The organism is Saccharopolyspora sp. ASAGF58, assembly GCF_012277335.1.
In the GTDB taxonomy this organism is placed as follows: domain Bacteria; phylum Actinomycetota; class Actinomycetes; order Mycobacteriales; family Pseudonocardiaceae; genus Saccharopolyspora; species Saccharopolyspora hattusasensis.
In genome coordinates this window covers 4,057,079-4,071,150 of record NZ_CP040605.1, presented here as the reverse complement: position 1 = coordinate 4,071,150, position 14,072 = coordinate 4,057,079, and the positions used below count along the sequence as shown (strand labels likewise).

The following is a 14,072-nucleotide window of genomic DNA, read 5'->3' as shown; positions in this document are numbered from 1 at the left end:
CCGCACCCTATTGCGATTCGGAGATCGAGGCAACGACTGATCGGAGTATTTGGTCGACCCAGGATTTTCGTGTAGTGCGGCCACCCTAAGGAGCAAACGGTGAGCGAGTCGGCCCGGAGGGATTGCGCAGGTTTCGTGATTGCGCTAGAACATAAGCTGTCCGACAGGGTAACTTGGTCATGCCCACGACTTCGATGTCTCGATAACGTTGATTCGACCCCAGTCCGCCGAGCCAGGTTATGGTGAACGAGCTTGTTGAAGACGGATTCTACGGACGGCACCCGGCCGGACTCGACAGTGGTCGAGCACTTCGCTACGCTCGTCGAGCCGATTCGTAGCGAACTCGAACGGCGTTGGCGCGGCGACGTCGACAGCCTTGACAGCATGTGCCGATATGCGCTGGTCCCGCCGGGAAAACTCTTACGCCCGGCGCTGGTCGTGGTATCCGCGTTGGCCGTGGGCGGCGAAATCGAACAGGTTCTGCCAGTCGCGATCGGGACCGAATATGGTCACACAGCCAGTCTTGTTCACGACGACATCATCGACTCCGACAAATGGCGGAGGGGCCGGCCTTCGACGCATCACAAGTTCGGGACCGGGAACGCGATAGTAGTTGGTGACTCGCTAATTTTCCACCTTTTTCTCTGTCTCACCGAGAGCCATCGGTCCGGCGCCAGCGCCGAGCGTGTCGTGGCCGCGCTGGAAATTGCGGCGACAGCGGGCATAGATCTTTGTCGGGGTCAGACGATCGAGGCGGAGATCACCGAGAAAAGGAGCCACGAAATCGACCGTTATCTACACATGGTCGAACTGAAGTCCGCGGCATTGTTCAAGAGTGCCTGCCAATGCGGCGCGGTTCTGGGTGGCGGGTCCGAGGAATGGACCGAAAAACTCGGAGTCTACGGCATACATCTGGGGATCGCCTTCCAGATCATCGATGACCTGTTCGCATACGTGAGTGACACCAATGTCATCGGCAAGGAGGTGACCAGCGACATACGCAACCGGCGGCTCACACTCCCGGTACTCCTGGCTTACCGGAACGGAAACGCGGCCGACCGGAGCGTGCTCGATCGAGTTTTCTCCGGTGAAGGAGATCCCGCGAAGGCTCTTGACGAGGCCATCGGCGTCCTCACCCGAACCGGTGCTCTGGAAACCTCTCGCGATATCGCGTCACAACATATTGGATTGGCCAAGGAAGCGCTGTCCGCGCTGCCCGCCACGGCCAGCCGGGACCGGTTGGGCCTCTTCGCCGACTATGTGATCAACCGGGCGGCTTGAATGCCGATGTGGAAGGCGAGACGCGCACTGCTCGCCCACCTCGAGACCTGGCGGCCGTACACGTCGACCTATGTGGGCCTGGTCAGCCTTGCCGGCGCCGCTTTGAGCCCCGGTCATTCGACCGGATGGCGCTTGGCCGGTGCCTGGGCCGTGCCCACTCTCGGCTGGCTGGCGGGCCTGTATGGAGGAGACTATTTCGATCGGAAACTCGACGCGATCGCCAAACCGCACCGGCCCATCCCATCCGGTCGGATGCGAGCGCGGACCGCTTTGCTCTGCATGATACTCTGCGTCGCGACAGGAAGCACGCTCGGCTTGCTGTTGAACTGGCGTACAATCTTTCTAGTGGCAGTGGCGCTGGCTGTCGGGGTCTCGTATAACAGCTGGTTCAAGGCACGTGGGTTGTCAGGTAATCTCGTGCGCGGTTGCCTAACCGCCTTCGCGTTCTTCTTCGGCGTAATGGCGACATCGAACTATCCGCCATTGACGATGATCCCGCTCGCGGCGATGTTCTGGCTTCACGACAGCGGCTCGAACCTCGTCGGTGCACTGCGCGACGTGGACGGAGACAGGGCAGGCGGCTATCAGACGCTGCCCGTACGACACGGCGTCCCGGTCTCACTGGCCTGCGCGGCAAGCTTGTATGTGCTGTGGCTGGGTCTCGCGTTGTGCGCTCCTCTGTTGCTACCCCGGTCCGGCTATATGGCGGGTTACCTGGCATTCCTGGGTATCGCCGCGGTGCTGGGAGCCTTGGCGCTGTTGCTGATCCGGCGGGCGCCGCGTCCTATCACCCGTCGGGTGGCGTTGCGTGCGCACGAAATCCTGGTCATCGAGCGAGTGATCCTCGCGTGCGCGCTGCTGTTTCTTGGTACACAAGCCTCTTTGGCCGCGCTGTTGGGTGTGGTTGCTGTCGCCGTGACAGGGGTGGCCCAGCACCTGATGAGGCGCCGCTACGAGTTCGCGCCGTCTGACCTCGCGGTATCACCTGATCTGGGAGGAGTGGCACGACCATGACCGGCGTTGCCGATGATGTCGCGGACCGGGTACGGCACGGCGTCACTCTCGCGGTTGACGGACTACTCGCACGACAACGCGACGATGGGTCCTGGCAGGACACGCTGCCGTCAGCGGCCGTCGCGACCGCCTCCTCCGTGATCGCGCTCCATCTGGCCGATCCCGTCGGATCGGCTCACCTCGTCCGGGCCGGTGTGCAGTGGCTGCGGGACACGCAGAACGATGACGGTGGCTGGGGAGATGCCGTCGGAGCGCCGTCCACGTTGAACGTCACTCCCTATGCGGTGGGTGCCCTGCACTTCCTCGAGCCGGAGGAATCGGTCGAACACGTGCGCCGGGGGTTGGCCCGCATCGAGTCCTTCGGTGGCGAGGCGGCCATGAGTGACCGTGATCGCTGCAAACTTTTCGTTATGTGCCAACAGTTTCTCGCGTTCGCTGGGCTGTATGACGAAAAGCGGATCATGCGGTTGCCGATAGAGGTCATCCTATTGCCGCGGCGGCTACGGCAGAAGGTTTCGTTCACGGTGCCATTTCTGCTGTCGTGGGGGCTGATGCAGGCACACACCCGACGTTCCGGACCGCTGCGAAGGGCCATCAACCGATTCAGCAGTCCGCGCGCACTGTCGTATCTGGATCGTTTGCACGAGTTCGAGGGTCCCGACGGCGGCTATCAGGAGTCGCCGTTCATGGTCGCGCTGGTCTGCATCGGACTGGCCCGGGCGGGCATCCGGCCCGACATCGTCCGGCGTTGCGGGGACTATCTCCATACGACGGTCCGCGCCGATGGCTCCTGGCCGGTCAACCGTGACCTCGAATTCTCCGCGACGTCATTTGTCACGCACGGCCTGCAGGCGGCAGGCCGCTCCCGTGATCAAACTCTGCGGGCCACGGAACAGTGGATTCGGATGTGTCAACGTGACACACAGTTCGCGCCAACCGGTTGCCCTCCGGGCGGGTGGGGATGGTCACGGCACTGCGGCTGGCCGGATACCGACGACACGGCCAACGCGGTGATCTCGCTGGCGCGCTTCGGCCGTATTCGGACGGACGAGGCGATGCGGCTCGGCCTCGACTGGCTGCGGGCCATGCAGAACCGAAACGGTTCGTGGAGTTGCTTCTGCACCAACAGCCCCGTCGGTCTGGACGGCCCGTGCCCGGCGATGACCGCGCACGCCGTGACGGCGTTGTATGAGGCAGGTGGTCACGCCATTTCGGACGCACCGGTGGCAACGGCGCTCCGATGGTTCGCCAGGGCACAACGGTCCGACGGTTCATTCACCTGTCCGTGGTACCGCGGCCTCGTCGCGGGCACCGGATCGACACTGGAAGCTCTTGGCCGGATGGGACTCGCGGAGGGAACCACTGCGCGACGCTGCAGGCAGTGGCTCCTCGCGGCGCAGAATGACGACGGTGGTTGGGGTGACGGTCAGGGCGCCGAGTCGACGGCCGAGGAGACGGCATGGGCTCTGCTTGGCCTCCTCCACTCGGGACCGACCGATCATCCCGGTGTGCGCCGGGGCGCCGTCTGGCTTACCGAGCGCCAACGACCGGACGGCCTCTGGGATCCGGCGCTCGTCGGGGTGTACTTCCTCGATCTCATGTACTCCTGCGACCTGCTCGCGACCGGGTACGCGTTGCAGGCTCTCGGCCGATACTGGGAGATGGAGACCAGCCGTGACTGGCGACAAACCGCTCACGCCGATGTATGACGTTCTGATCTGCGGCGCGGGGGCGGGTGGGCTTACCCTGGCGCACTTGCTGGGCCGACAGGGTCGGCAGGTGTTGTTGGTGGACAAGCAGTCCGCGCCACGAGCGGTGCACAAGGGTGAACTTCTCCAGCCACGGTCGGTGCAGCTGCTGGACTCGGTGGGTCTGACCGATGCGCTGGCTCTGCGGGGGGCGAGAAGAGTCCGCCGCCTGAGCTGCCATACCGCTGAAGACGAAGAACTGGTCAACCTCGACTTCGCCATGCTGGACGGGCCGTTCAACTATGGACTGCTGCATTTCTACAAGGACTTCAGAGAGGTGGTGGGGGGTCAGCTCACCGCGAATGTCGAGTACTGGCAAAGTACTCGCGCCAAGGGCCTGCTGCGGGACACGGAGCGGCGGGTGATCGGTGCGCACCTGCAAACAGCGGATCGCACCACGGATATTCATGCCGCGCTTACCGTAGTCTGTGACGGCTACGGATCCCGGTTGCGTACCGCCGCCGGAATCGATACGCCCACGACGCGATACGGACACCAGTTGGTCGCCTTCGATCTTGTGGAGGTCCCGGAGCTGGGCGAGGACATGACCATGTATCTGACGTCCGGCGGATTGCGTGTGCTGTTCCAGATGCCCGGCAACCGAGCCCGGCTTTACGTGCAGATCCCGACCAACCGGTTCCGGGAGCTTAACCGGAAACAGCGGGGTGATTGGGTCACCGGCTTGCTACGCGAAGTCCCCGCGCTGGACAAGGTTGCGGCGCAGATTCGCGCAGGCATCGACGATATTCAGATTCTGTCCGCGTCGCGGTACAACTCGTCCAGGTGGACGGTCCCCGGCTTGGTACTCCTTGGCGACGCCGCGCACGGAGTACACCCTATGGTCGGACAGGGCATGAATGCCGCCATCGGTGATGCGTGGTCACTTGCCGAGCAGATGAGCGCGATGGACTCTTTCGCCGCGCGAGATATCGATGCGATGGCCGGACGTTACGAGATGGCGCGTCGGCCCGTCATGGACTACGTTACCCGGCTGAGTCATACGCTCGCCATGCTGTTCACCGCCACGTCAAAGGGTGCCCAGGCAGTACGACCGCGACTGTTGCGAAGCAACCGCGACAACGTCAGGCTCCAGAAGCGAATCGTATACAACATGGCCGGTTTCGGTTCGGAAAAATTCACCGCGTGGGCATTGCTTTCCGCATTCGGCCTGACGCGCCGCGTTTCACTCAGAGGCTGAGTTGAACAGGTCAGCGAACCCGCGGCCAGGATCAGCCGTCGCCCCAACGGTGAAGGAATTGGGTGGGTTGCGCAGCGAGGTGCCGGTGTGTCGGGTCCTTTTCCGCGCAACCTCCCACCGAACCCCGCGGACATCTTTCGATGTACGAGGCTCTCCAGTGATCTATGCCGTGTTGGCGGCTGGCTGGCTGTGGTGGATGGTCTCGTGGCAGGGGTGGCAGACGACGAGGGTCTTGCGGCGTTTCCGTGCCATGAGGGCCGCCCACGCGGGCTGGCCTGTTCCCGGGGTCTCCCAGGCTGGCGAGCTTGCGAAGCCGGTTGAACCGCCAGACGTCGATGGCAAGCGCGTAATACTGCTTCCAGATATCCGGCTTGGAGCATCTGTTTGATCAGCCGCAGGAACCGTCCGTCGTGGATCTTCTCCGACAGGATCTCGACCATGATCTCGACGAACCAGGTCGTTCCGGTCCAGGTGTTGGCCACCTCGCACAGCGCGGTGTGGCATCCCCGGCTAGGACGGAACCCGTGCGAGCGGCCAGAGAACTGAGGTTCGTAGTAGGCCTCCAGCAGCAGGCGCACCACCTCCCCGACCAGTTTGTCCGACCATGACGGCAGCCCCAGCGGACGCAACTTCCCATTCTTCTTGGGAATGTGGATCCGCCGCACCGGAGAAAATCGGTAGCGCTCGTGGCGCATCGCCACGATGATGGCACCGATCTTCTCCATGGACATGCCGTCCGCCGTTTCCAGCTTGGGACATGGCGACGAGGCACTCGCGGATGTAGCTGCGGGTCAGCGGGCGGTCCTCGGTGCCGAACCGCCGCTGGAACAGGTAGGGCATCGGTGGGCTCCAGGTCTGCTCGAACACGTCGTAGGCGGACACCAGCGGCAGGGCCGCGTTGCCGGCGCGGACCCGGAAGATGATCGCGGTCAAGACCTCCGCGAGCTCTGGCGAGACAAGGAGGAGCCTCTCGGCGTCGGTCTTGGACGGAGCGATCTGGAGCATCGGCACGACCTCGCCGGTGGTGGGCAGCGTGTAGGCGACGAAGCTGTGGTGGGTCAGTTCCAGCATCTCCTCGATGCGGATCCCGGTGTGCCGCAAGACTTTTACCGTTGCCCAGGACCAGAACGCGGCCTCCTCCTCGAAGGTCAGATCCCGTCGGCCACCAGTGGCCAAGTCGATGGCGAAGACGCGGCCGGAGTCCCCCTGTCGGCAGCGCTGGAACTGCTGGCCGACTGCGGTGAACCGGCCTTCGGAAGGTGTGGCGCGGGCGGCCTGAAACACGTTCTGTTGCCTCCTTGCGCTGCGCTTCGACGGCCCGCAGCAGGGCGGGCAGCAGCGGCAGCTGAGTGCGGGTCCGCTGGTCCATCCGGGCCTTGACCCGGGCCTGGGTCTTCTTCCGGGTCACTTCGCTGGCCTTGATCGGGCAGGGCGTGACCCAGTGAGCCCACCGGGCCGGATCGTCGGCGGCCCAACGGGCGATGTCCTCGTAGAAGGCCCGCACGAACACCAGCTCGCAGCGGTAGTTCACCCGCGGCCGCACGGGGTTGCCGTCACCGTCGCGGATGTGGGCCAGCCGCTCCTTCCACGCCTGCGCGACTCCGGGGGCAAGCCTCAGCGAGTCGATGCCCGGGTGGTGGATCTCCAGGTCACGCCAGAACAGCCGGCAGAGGTTGCGGGCGACCGACCGCAGCGAGGTGTGGTCCAGTTCGGGGGAACGCTCGGTGAGGTACTCGACCAGCAGATCCCGGATCGGTCGGGATTCGATCCCGTAGGCGTCGACAATCTGCTCGACGCTGCGGCGACCGTCCAGGCGCAGCTCCCGCAACCGGGACGGCGCCTTGGCGGGCAGAACGCCTGCTTCCTTGAGTAACGCGTAGAACAGCGGGCGACCGGCACCACGTGAGGGTCCCGGAGCATCCTCTTGGCGGCCGAGTGCCGTAAATCGTGCAAGGTCCAGTTCGCACCGACCGCGGCATTGGCCTTGGTGAACACCATCCGCGCCGCGTCGTAGGCCAGCGGCCGGAATGGCCGGCGCAGCGTCCACCACAACGGCTTGTCTGATCCTTCGGGACCAAGCCCAGCGTCTCCTGCTGGTAGAGCCGTAGCCAGACGAACGCGTCCGCGGAGGCTGGCAGCCGCTGCAACGCGCGGCTGCCCTTGCGGACCACGCCGATCACCTGCTCCTCCGGCACGCGCGGCGGGGCTGGCGCGCGGTCAAACGCACCCGAACTCGTCGCCTTGGTACGCGCCGGAGCACGCTTCGAGGGCGGCAAACTCGTCGAACGCCCCGACGACCACGCCCCACCCACCGCCGCCTAAACTATCTTGATCCACAGGTATTGACAATTCCTCATACCAACCGCAGGACATCCCAACGAACGCTGACAGACGCCCGCGCTTGACCGCACCACAGCGGCAGCCGAATGCAAACGATGACCTGCGTAGATATTCTGCACCGTCGGGGGACAAATCGGGCACATAAAGAAAAAGCCCAGGTCGTTGACCTGGGCTTTTGCTCCCCCGACTGGACTCGAACCAGTAACCCTTCGGTTAACAGCCGAATGCTCTGCCAATTGAGCTACGGAGGAATATTTCGTTCTCGTCAGCCCTCGTCGCGCTGACAGGAACCACTCTAGCCCATGCCCCCAGACCGCTTCACCGGACCCCCCTGTTGTTGATCCAGACGATGAACCCGCTGGTCAGCGGCGGTGGGCCACGACGAAGATGCGGCGGAACGGGAACCAGGTCGTACCGTCGGGTCGTCGCGGGTACGCCGCCACCAGGCGAGGTGCCAGCTCCGCGCGGAATTCCGCCCATTCCGCGTCGTCCAGCGCCGCCCGGACCGGGCGCAGCGCCGTGCCCGTGACCCACTCCAGCACCGGGTCGGCGCCGCTCAGCGCGTGGACGTACGTCGTCTCCCAGGCGTCCACCTCCGCGCCGAGGTCGGCGAGCGCGTTCGCGTAGCCGATCGGCGACAGCACCGCGTCGGATCCCAGCACCTCGCCCACCCGGTCCCGCCAGCGCGACTCCGCGACCAGTTCCCGGATCGCCACGTAGGACGGCGATTCGAAGTTGCCCGGCACCTGGAAGGCGAACCACGCCCCGGCGGGCAGCTGGGGCAGCCAGCTCTGCAGCAGCTCCAGGTGCTCCGGCACCCATTGCAGGACCGCGTTGCACAGCACGACATCGGTGTCCGGCAACGGTTTCCAGTCCCGGACGTCCTCTTGCCTCGCGGCCACCCCACGAACCTGGGCCGCATCGACCATTTCCGGCGACAAGTCCGTGGCCTCGACCGCCGCCTCTGGCCACCGATCGGTCAGCAGCGAGGTCAGGTTTCCCGCCCCGCAGCCGAGATCCACGACCCGGCGAGCCCTGGTCGCACCGACCCTGGCCAGCAGGTCGTGGGCCGGACGGTCGCGCTGGTCACTGAATGACAGGTACTTCTGCGGCTCCCACACGTCCACACCTCCGCAAACAGTACGCTGGTACTGTATATCCGGGGCTTCGGCGGTGTCGAGCGGAAATCAGTCCGGCTCCGGGCCTTTCGCCTCCCGCAGGCGCTCGGCGACGGTCGCGGCGAACTCGGCCACCGCCGCCTCGTCCGCGTCCTGGTCGGCCCGGACCTGCAGCATGATCCCGTCCTCGCCGGGCACCTTGCGCTGCACGAACCATGCTCCCCCGCCGGGCAGGTCCCGGTGGTGGCGGGAGCGGATGGACTGGTTGACGCGCTCGTGCACGACGTCGGGCAGCCGCCCCGGCTCGGTCAGTTCGAGCCGACGGCCCGGCTGGTCGCGCAGCAGCACCGCGCCGCCCGCCGAACCGGCTTCCTCGGCCTCGATCACGGTGAGCACGCCGTTCTTCCAGGTGGCCTTGCTGAGCAGGTGCCAGCCGACGCGGCGGCCTTCCGGCAGCCACAACCCCAGGTGCGTGGCGAGCAGCGCTCCGCCTGCCGTCTTCGCCACCGCCAGCACGTGCTCCTCGGCCTCCAGCGAGCCGGCGAACTCCGTCGGCACCTCGGCCGTGCCGCCCAGCCGCGCGACCAACCGCCGCAGCCAGGCGATCACAGCGTCCCCATCGCCTGGTCCAGCAACGCCTTGCGGTAGCCCTCCAACGCAACCATGTCGCCGAACAGCGCGTTGTACTCCTCAGCGTCCTCCAGCGGCGACATCCGCTGCACCCTGGACTTGATGTCCGCGATCTGCCTGCTGACCAGCCGCTCCTGCAACCGGGCGATCAAGGCCGCGACGTAGCGCGGGTCCTCCTCTGACTGGTTCTCCAACTGCTCCACTGAGAGCTCGGTGAGCAGGTGCCGCGCGACCTGGCTCGCGCACTGCTGCGACACCGCATCCACGAACGCCGCACCGGACAGGCCGGACACGGTGCCTCCCGCTGCCAGCAGCGCCCGGTGTAGCTCGGCGTAAGCGGGCTCGGTGAACGACTCCTCGGGCAGCGAGTCGTACAGCGGGCCCGCCAGCGCTGGTACCTGCAGCGCCGCCTTCAACGCCTCCCGCTGCAGGAAGCGCGGGTCGTGGCGGGGCGGGCGCTTCGGCAGGTCGATCTCCATGCCCAGCGACTGCTGCGACTGGTCCTGCCGCGGGCGGCGTCGCGACGGACGGGTGGGGGCGCCGGAGCTCTGCCGCACCCTGCGGACCACCTGGTTCTCGTCGTTCCAGCCCGCCCACCAGGCCAGCTTGGCGGCGTAGCCGTCCCGGCTGGCCGGGTCCTTGATCTGCGCGACCAACGGCACCGTGCGCTTCAGCGCCGCGACCCGGCCGTCGACGGAGTCCAGGTCGTACTCGGTGAGCAGGCTGCGGATGGCGAACTCGAACAGCGGCCGGCGGCGGGCGACCAGGTCGCGCACCGCCGCGTCGCCCTTGGCCTCCCGCAGCTCGCACGGGTCCATCCCGTCCGGGGTGATCGCCACGTAGGTCTGGCCGGCGAACTGCTGCTCACCGTCAAACGCCTTCAGCGCCGCCTTCTGGCCGGCCTCGTCGCCGTCGAAGGTGAAGATGACCTCGCCGCGGAACGCGTCGTCGTCCATCATCAGGCGCCGCAGCACGGAGATGTGGTCGTCGCCGAACGCCGTGCCGCAGGAGGCCACCGCCGTCGGCACTCCGGCCAGGTGCATCGCCATCACGTCGGTGTAGCCCTCGACCACCACCGCCTGGCGGCGCTTGGCGATATCCCGCTTGGCCAGGTCGATGCCGAAGAGCACCTGGGACTTGTTGAAGATCGGGGTGGCCGAGGTGTTGACGTACTTGGCCTCGATCGGGTCGTCGTCGAAGATCCGCCGCGCGCCGAATCCGACCACGTCGCCGCTGAGGTCCTTCAACGGCCACAGTAGGCGCCGGTGGAACCGGTCGATCGGGCCGCGGCGCCCCTCCTTGGACAGGCCGCACTTGATCAGCTCGTGGAGCTCGAAGCCCTTCATCAGCAGGATCTTGGTGAGCTTGTCCCAACCGGCCGGGGCGAAGCCGCAGCCGAAGCGCTCGGCCGCCGCCTCGTCGAAACCGCGCTTTGCCAGATACTCCCGGGCCTTCAGCGCTTCCGGCGAGCGGAGCTGCTCGGCGTAGAACTCGGCGGCGATGCGGTGCGCTTCGACCATCCGGGCGCGCGTGCCGCGGTCCCGCTTCGGCCCCGGGGTACCGCCCTCGTACTGCAGTTGGAGACCAACCCGGTCGGCCAGCCGCTCGACGGACTCGACGAAGCTGAGGTGCTCGATCTTCATCAGGAAGGCAATGACGTCGCCGCCCTCGCCGCAGCCGAAGCAGTGGAAGGTGCCGTGGCTGGGCCGGACGTTGAACGACGGCGTCTTTTCGTCGTGGAACGGGCACAGGCCCTTCTGCGCGCCGCCGCCGGCGTTGCGCAGGGCGACGTAGTCGGCGACCAGATCGTCGATCCGGTTGCGATCGCGCACCTCGGCGATGTCGCTTTCCCGGATCCTGCCTGCCACGCACCCAGTCTAGGGGCATTGTGATCGTCACGGTCTAGGTGGTTTGCCAGTGCGGCAGAATCGCGGCTGTGCCCGCCACGAACGCCACCCTCGCCGCAGAATTCGACCAGCACCGCAGCCGGTTGATCGGCATCGCCTACCGGCTCACCGGCCGCCTCGCCGACTCCGAGGACGCAGTCCAGGACGCCTGGCTACGGCTGGCGTCGACCGACCGCGAGAGCATCCGCGAGCTGGGCGGCTGGCTGACCACCGTGGTCAGCCGGCTGTGCCTGGACCAGATGCGTTCGGCCGCCGTCCGACGCGAGCAGTACGTCGGTCCGTGGCTGCCGGAACCGCTGGTGACCTCGCTCGACGAGGATCCGGGTGACATCGTCGCGGGCCGCGACGACCTGCGGATGGCTGCGCTGCGGGTGCTGCACGAACTGCCCCCGGACCAGCGGTTGGCGTTCGTGCTGCACGACGCGTTCGACGTGCCGTTCGCCGAGATCGCCGAGGTGTTGAGGTGCAGCGTGGCGGCGGCGCGGCAGTACGCGTCACGGGCGCGGCGGGCGATGGCCGACGCGGAACCGCCGGAGCGGGTGCCGCTGCCCGAGCAGCAGCGGGCGATGGAGGACTTCATCACCGCGGTGGCATCGAAGGACATCAACGCGATCACCCGCGTGCTGCACCCGGCGGTCGCAGTCTACGGCGACAGCGACGGCAAGGCCCGCACCGCGCGCCGTCCGGTGGTGGGCGTCGACAAGGTCGCCCGGTTCATCGTGGGGCTCATGGCGAAGTACGGCGACGGGCTGGTCGAGAACATCCGGCCGGTGCTGGTCAACGGCGATCTGGGGGTCGTGTTCAGCGGCTCCGAGGACGGCAAGGCGGCGCCCCGCGTGTTCAGCATGGCGGTGCGCGACGGCCGCCCGGCGCAGATCTTCGACATCGTCAACCCGGACAAGCTCACCCGCGTCCCCTGGTGAGAACCGGGGTCACACCCAGGAACCCGTGAGCACTATTGGGGGCGGTAGCAGCTGTTTTGCGGTGTGCTGGTTGAAGCGAACCTACCGTTCGTGCCGTCCTACCGAGGCGAACAGGCCGTTCGCTTCACGCCGGTTGGCGAGGCGGAACGAGAGCGCTCCCGTTGGGATCGCCACCGAAATCTCCAGGCAGAACGGGTTCTCCAACGGCCTCTACAGCACCCAAAGCGCTCACGGAGTTCTACCTGCGGTTCTAAGCAGGCCCCCGGGCTCAGCTGGGGTCGGTCACTCGGGCCAGGAAGTAGAGGGCTCCAGTGGTCTGGTGGCGCACCAGGAATAGGAACGGTCGGTCCACTTCGACGCGGATCGGGTCCGGCTCCCGGACGATCGCGGTCAGCCGCATCATCATCGCCGTCGCCGCCGCGCCTTCGAGGCCGCTCTCGTCCACTTCCAGCACCGACTGGTGCATGATCATCGAAACCCGCAGCGGCTGATCTGTCAGCGGCGAGAAATCCGCCGCTGGGGTGAACAGCGCACGCACCCCGAGCGCGCCGAGCGGGCTGCTCAGTTCGGCATCGCCCGTGACGTCGAACTTCGGCAGGAACAGCTCCACCCGCTGCTGCCCGACGGCGGCCAGCAGCCTGCCCAGCCGCGCCGCGTCGAGATCCGGTTCGGACGTCGCCAGGTCGCCGTCCGGCAGCAGCACCACGGCCTCGACACCGCCTGCTGCGGGTAGGCTGACGACCTGCCAACCTTCCGCTGCGGCGTAGCCGAGGCGGCGGGTGGCGTGCATGGTCTGAACTTCGCGGTCGCCGGCCGGGGCGTGGAATGGCCGTCGACCCGTGGCTTTCTCGTCGAACGCCTGCCGCCACGAAACCTTCAGGTAGAGGGCGTTGACCAGGGCCGCGACCGTTTCTGGGTCGACCGAACCGGCGGGCAGCAGCTCGGGGATCAGTTCACGCGTCGTCTCCGCGACGTCCGCGTTGATCAGCTGCCGGGCATCCTCCGGGGCCGCCCGGAACGGCGCGTTGCGCACCGCGCTGCCGGGCCAGTCCTCCAGCGTGGACAGGTAGGACTGCTCGACCGGGAGACCCGCGTGCGTCCACAGCGTGTTCGCCACCGCCAGCACGGGCGGCTCGGCGGCTCCACCGGCGGAGAGTTCGGCGGCGCCGCTTAGCAGTTTCAGCAGTCCGGCTGGGTCGTCCCGCAGCGCGGAGACCAGCTCGTCCCTGGTCTGACCGCTGGTCGCGGTCGCGGCCAGGCCGAGTGCGCTGGCCACCGAGTACGGCGACCAGCAGAACGGGGTGTCCACCGGCGGAGCGAGCCGCCGGTGGAGGGACAGGCTGAAGTCGAGGTGTTCGCTCACGGCCGCTGGGCTCCGTTCCGCGTCGGCTGACTCGGGCTGATCCCGAGTCTGCCAGCCGAGCGGCCCACACCGCTCGCACCGGCGCTGGCGGATTCTCGCCCACCCGAGCACCAGGGCGTGGGGCGCCGTGCCAGCGGTTCGACGGCTCAGGACGATGGTGTTGCGCCCGAAGTGGAGCGAGCGGCCATCACCGCACGAAATCGCCGACTGGAGCACCGTCGTCGACGTGAGCCCCAGTCGCCGTTGCCACCCGCACCGCCACGCGGAACGAGTCTGGAAACTCGCTCCTAGCGGATGGATTCCTCGACGTCGGAGAGGCCCATCAGGCGGAGCTCCTGGGCGATGTAGTCGGCCGCTTGCTGGGCCGCCGGGTCCTGCCAACGCAGGTCCCGGACCCAGTCGGCCAGGTTGTCGGTGTTCACGTACGGCTCGCCGCCGACGACGAGCTTCTGGATGTAGTGCCGGTTGCGCATCGGGGTCTCCTTGCGGCACGGGGCTTCGGGGCCGGGCCGCGGGCTGTCTCCGCGTCGGACAGCCGGGCGGGGATCGG

13 protein-coding genes and 1 tRNA gene are annotated in these 14,072 nt (G+C 66.9%); 6 read left to right on the top strand and 8 right to left on the bottom strand.

Going from position 1 to position 14,072, the window contains the following annotated elements:
• Window positions 1-252 precede the first annotated feature (252 nt).
• The 4 genes from FDZ84_RS19515 to FDZ84_RS19500 are packed head-to-tail and all read left to right on the top strand — an operon-like array spanning window position 253 to window position 5,241.
• Window positions 253-1,281, top strand: coding sequence for a polyprenyl synthetase family protein (locus FDZ84_RS19515; RefSeq protein WP_168587084.1), 1,029 nt, complete (start codon window positions 253-255; stop codon window positions 1,279-1,281).
• Complete coding sequence (locus FDZ84_RS19510; RefSeq protein WP_210435001.1) at window positions 1,282-2,295, top strand: UbiA family prenyltransferase; 1,014 nt, start codon at window positions 1,282-1,284, stop codon at window positions 2,293-2,295.
• Window positions 2,292-4,004, top strand: coding sequence for a prenyltransferase/squalene oxidase repeat-containing protein (locus FDZ84_RS19505; protein ID WP_168587083.1), 1,713 nt, complete (start codon window positions 2,292-2,294; stop codon window positions 4,002-4,004). Before FDZ84_RS19510 ends, FDZ84_RS19505 begins: the two co-directional genes overlap by 4 nt.
• On the top strand, window positions 3,970-5,241 hold the full coding sequence (locus FDZ84_RS19500) for an NAD(P)/FAD-dependent oxidoreductase (protein ID WP_168587082.1): 1,272 nt from the start codon (window positions 3,970-3,972) through the stop codon (window positions 5,239-5,241). Before FDZ84_RS19505 ends, FDZ84_RS19500 begins: the two co-directional genes overlap by 35 nt.
• Window positions 5,242-5,403: 162 nt before the next feature.
• On the opposite strand, the gene FDZ84_RS40750 is transcribed toward FDZ84_RS19500, so the two are convergent.
• Both FDZ84_RS40750 and FDZ84_RS37845 read right to left on the bottom strand, forming a co-directional pair.
• Window positions 5,404-5,745 carry a hypothetical protein gene (locus tag FDZ84_RS40750; protein ID WP_371812634.1) on the bottom strand — a complete coding sequence of 114 codons (342 nt, stop codon included), beginning with the start codon at window positions 5,743-5,745 and terminating at the stop codon, window positions 5,404-5,406.
• A gap of 6 nt (window positions 5,746-5,751) precedes the next feature.
• A complete protein-coding gene (locus FDZ84_RS37845) occupies window positions 5,752-6,525 on the bottom strand; it encodes a hypothetical protein (RefSeq protein ID WP_210435000.1) in 774 nt (257 codons plus the stop codon).
• Between the two features lie 157 nt (window positions 6,526-6,682).
• Between FDZ84_RS37845 and FDZ84_RS19490 the strand changes: the two genes are divergently transcribed.
• On the top strand, window positions 6,683-7,114 hold the full coding sequence (locus FDZ84_RS19490) for a hypothetical protein (RefSeq protein ID WP_168587081.1): 432 nt from the start codon (window positions 6,683-6,685) through the stop codon (window positions 7,112-7,114).
• A 645-nt stretch (window positions 7,115-7,759) separates the two neighbouring features.
• On the opposite strand, the gene FDZ84_RS19485 is transcribed toward FDZ84_RS19490, so the two are convergent.
• The 4 genes from FDZ84_RS19485 to dnaG all read right to left on the bottom strand — a co-directional run bounded on the left by FDZ84_RS19485 (window position 7,760) and on the right by dnaG (window position 11,197).
• A tRNA-Asn gene (locus FDZ84_RS19485) sits at window positions 7,760-7,832 on the bottom strand.
• Window positions 7,833-7,943: 111 nt separating this feature from the next.
• Window positions 7,944-8,702: a trans-aconitate 2-methyltransferase gene (locus FDZ84_RS19480; protein WP_168587080.1), complete on the bottom strand. Its 759-nt coding sequence runs from the start codon at window positions 8,700-8,702 to the stop codon at window positions 7,944-7,946.
• A gap of 66 nt (window positions 8,703-8,768) precedes the next feature.
• Complete coding sequence (locus tag FDZ84_RS19475; protein WP_168587079.1) at window positions 8,769-9,308, bottom strand: hypothetical protein; 540 nt, start codon at window positions 9,306-9,308, stop codon at window positions 8,769-8,771.
• A complete protein-coding gene (gene dnaG, locus FDZ84_RS19470) occupies window positions 9,305-11,197 on the bottom strand; it encodes a DNA primase (RefSeq protein ID WP_168587078.1) in 1,893 nt (630 codons plus the stop codon). Before dnaG ends, FDZ84_RS19475 begins: the two co-directional genes overlap by 4 nt.
• A gap of 68 nt (window positions 11,198-11,265) precedes the next feature.
• Here dnaG and FDZ84_RS19465 point away from each other — a divergent pair, with 68 nt between their 5' ends.
• On the top strand, window positions 11,266-12,159 hold the full coding sequence (locus FDZ84_RS19465; RefSeq protein WP_168587077.1) for a sigma-70 family RNA polymerase sigma factor: 894 nt from the start codon (window positions 11,266-11,268) through the stop codon (window positions 12,157-12,159).
• Between the two features lie 268 nt (window positions 12,160-12,427).
• Here FDZ84_RS19465 and FDZ84_RS19460 read toward each other — a convergent pair whose 3' ends face one another.
• Both FDZ84_RS19460 and FDZ84_RS19455 read right to left on the bottom strand, forming a co-directional pair.
• Window positions 12,428-13,522 carry a serpin family protein gene (locus tag FDZ84_RS19460; protein WP_168587076.1) on the bottom strand — a complete coding sequence of 365 codons (1,095 nt, stop codon included), beginning with the start codon at window positions 13,520-13,522 and terminating at the stop codon, window positions 12,428-12,430.
• A 287-nt stretch (window positions 13,523-13,809) separates the two neighbouring features.
• Window positions 13,810-13,995, bottom strand: coding sequence for a hypothetical protein (locus FDZ84_RS19455; RefSeq protein WP_168587075.1), 186 nt, complete (start codon window positions 13,993-13,995; stop codon window positions 13,810-13,812).
• Between the last annotated feature and the right edge of the window lie 77 nt (window positions 13,996-14,072).

What these genes read in the sequence shown, in the direction of transcription:
- FDZ84_RS19505 (WP_168587083.1), top strand. Translation starts at nt 2,292, where the DNA reads ATGACCGGCGTTGCCGATGATGTCGCGGACCGGGTACGGCACGGCGTC.
- FDZ84_RS19510 (WP_210435001.1), top strand. Translation starts at nt 1,282, where the DNA reads ATGCCGATGTGGAAGGCGAGACGCGCACTGCTCGCCCACCTCGAGACC.
- FDZ84_RS19455 (WP_168587075.1), bottom strand. Translation starts at nt 13,995, where the DNA reads ATGCGCAACCGGCACTACATCCAGAAGCTCGTCGTCGGCGGCGAGCCG.
- FDZ84_RS40750 (WP_371812634.1), bottom strand. Translation starts at nt 5,745, where the DNA reads ATGCCACACCGCGCTGTGCGAGGTGGCCAACACCTGGACCGGAACGAC.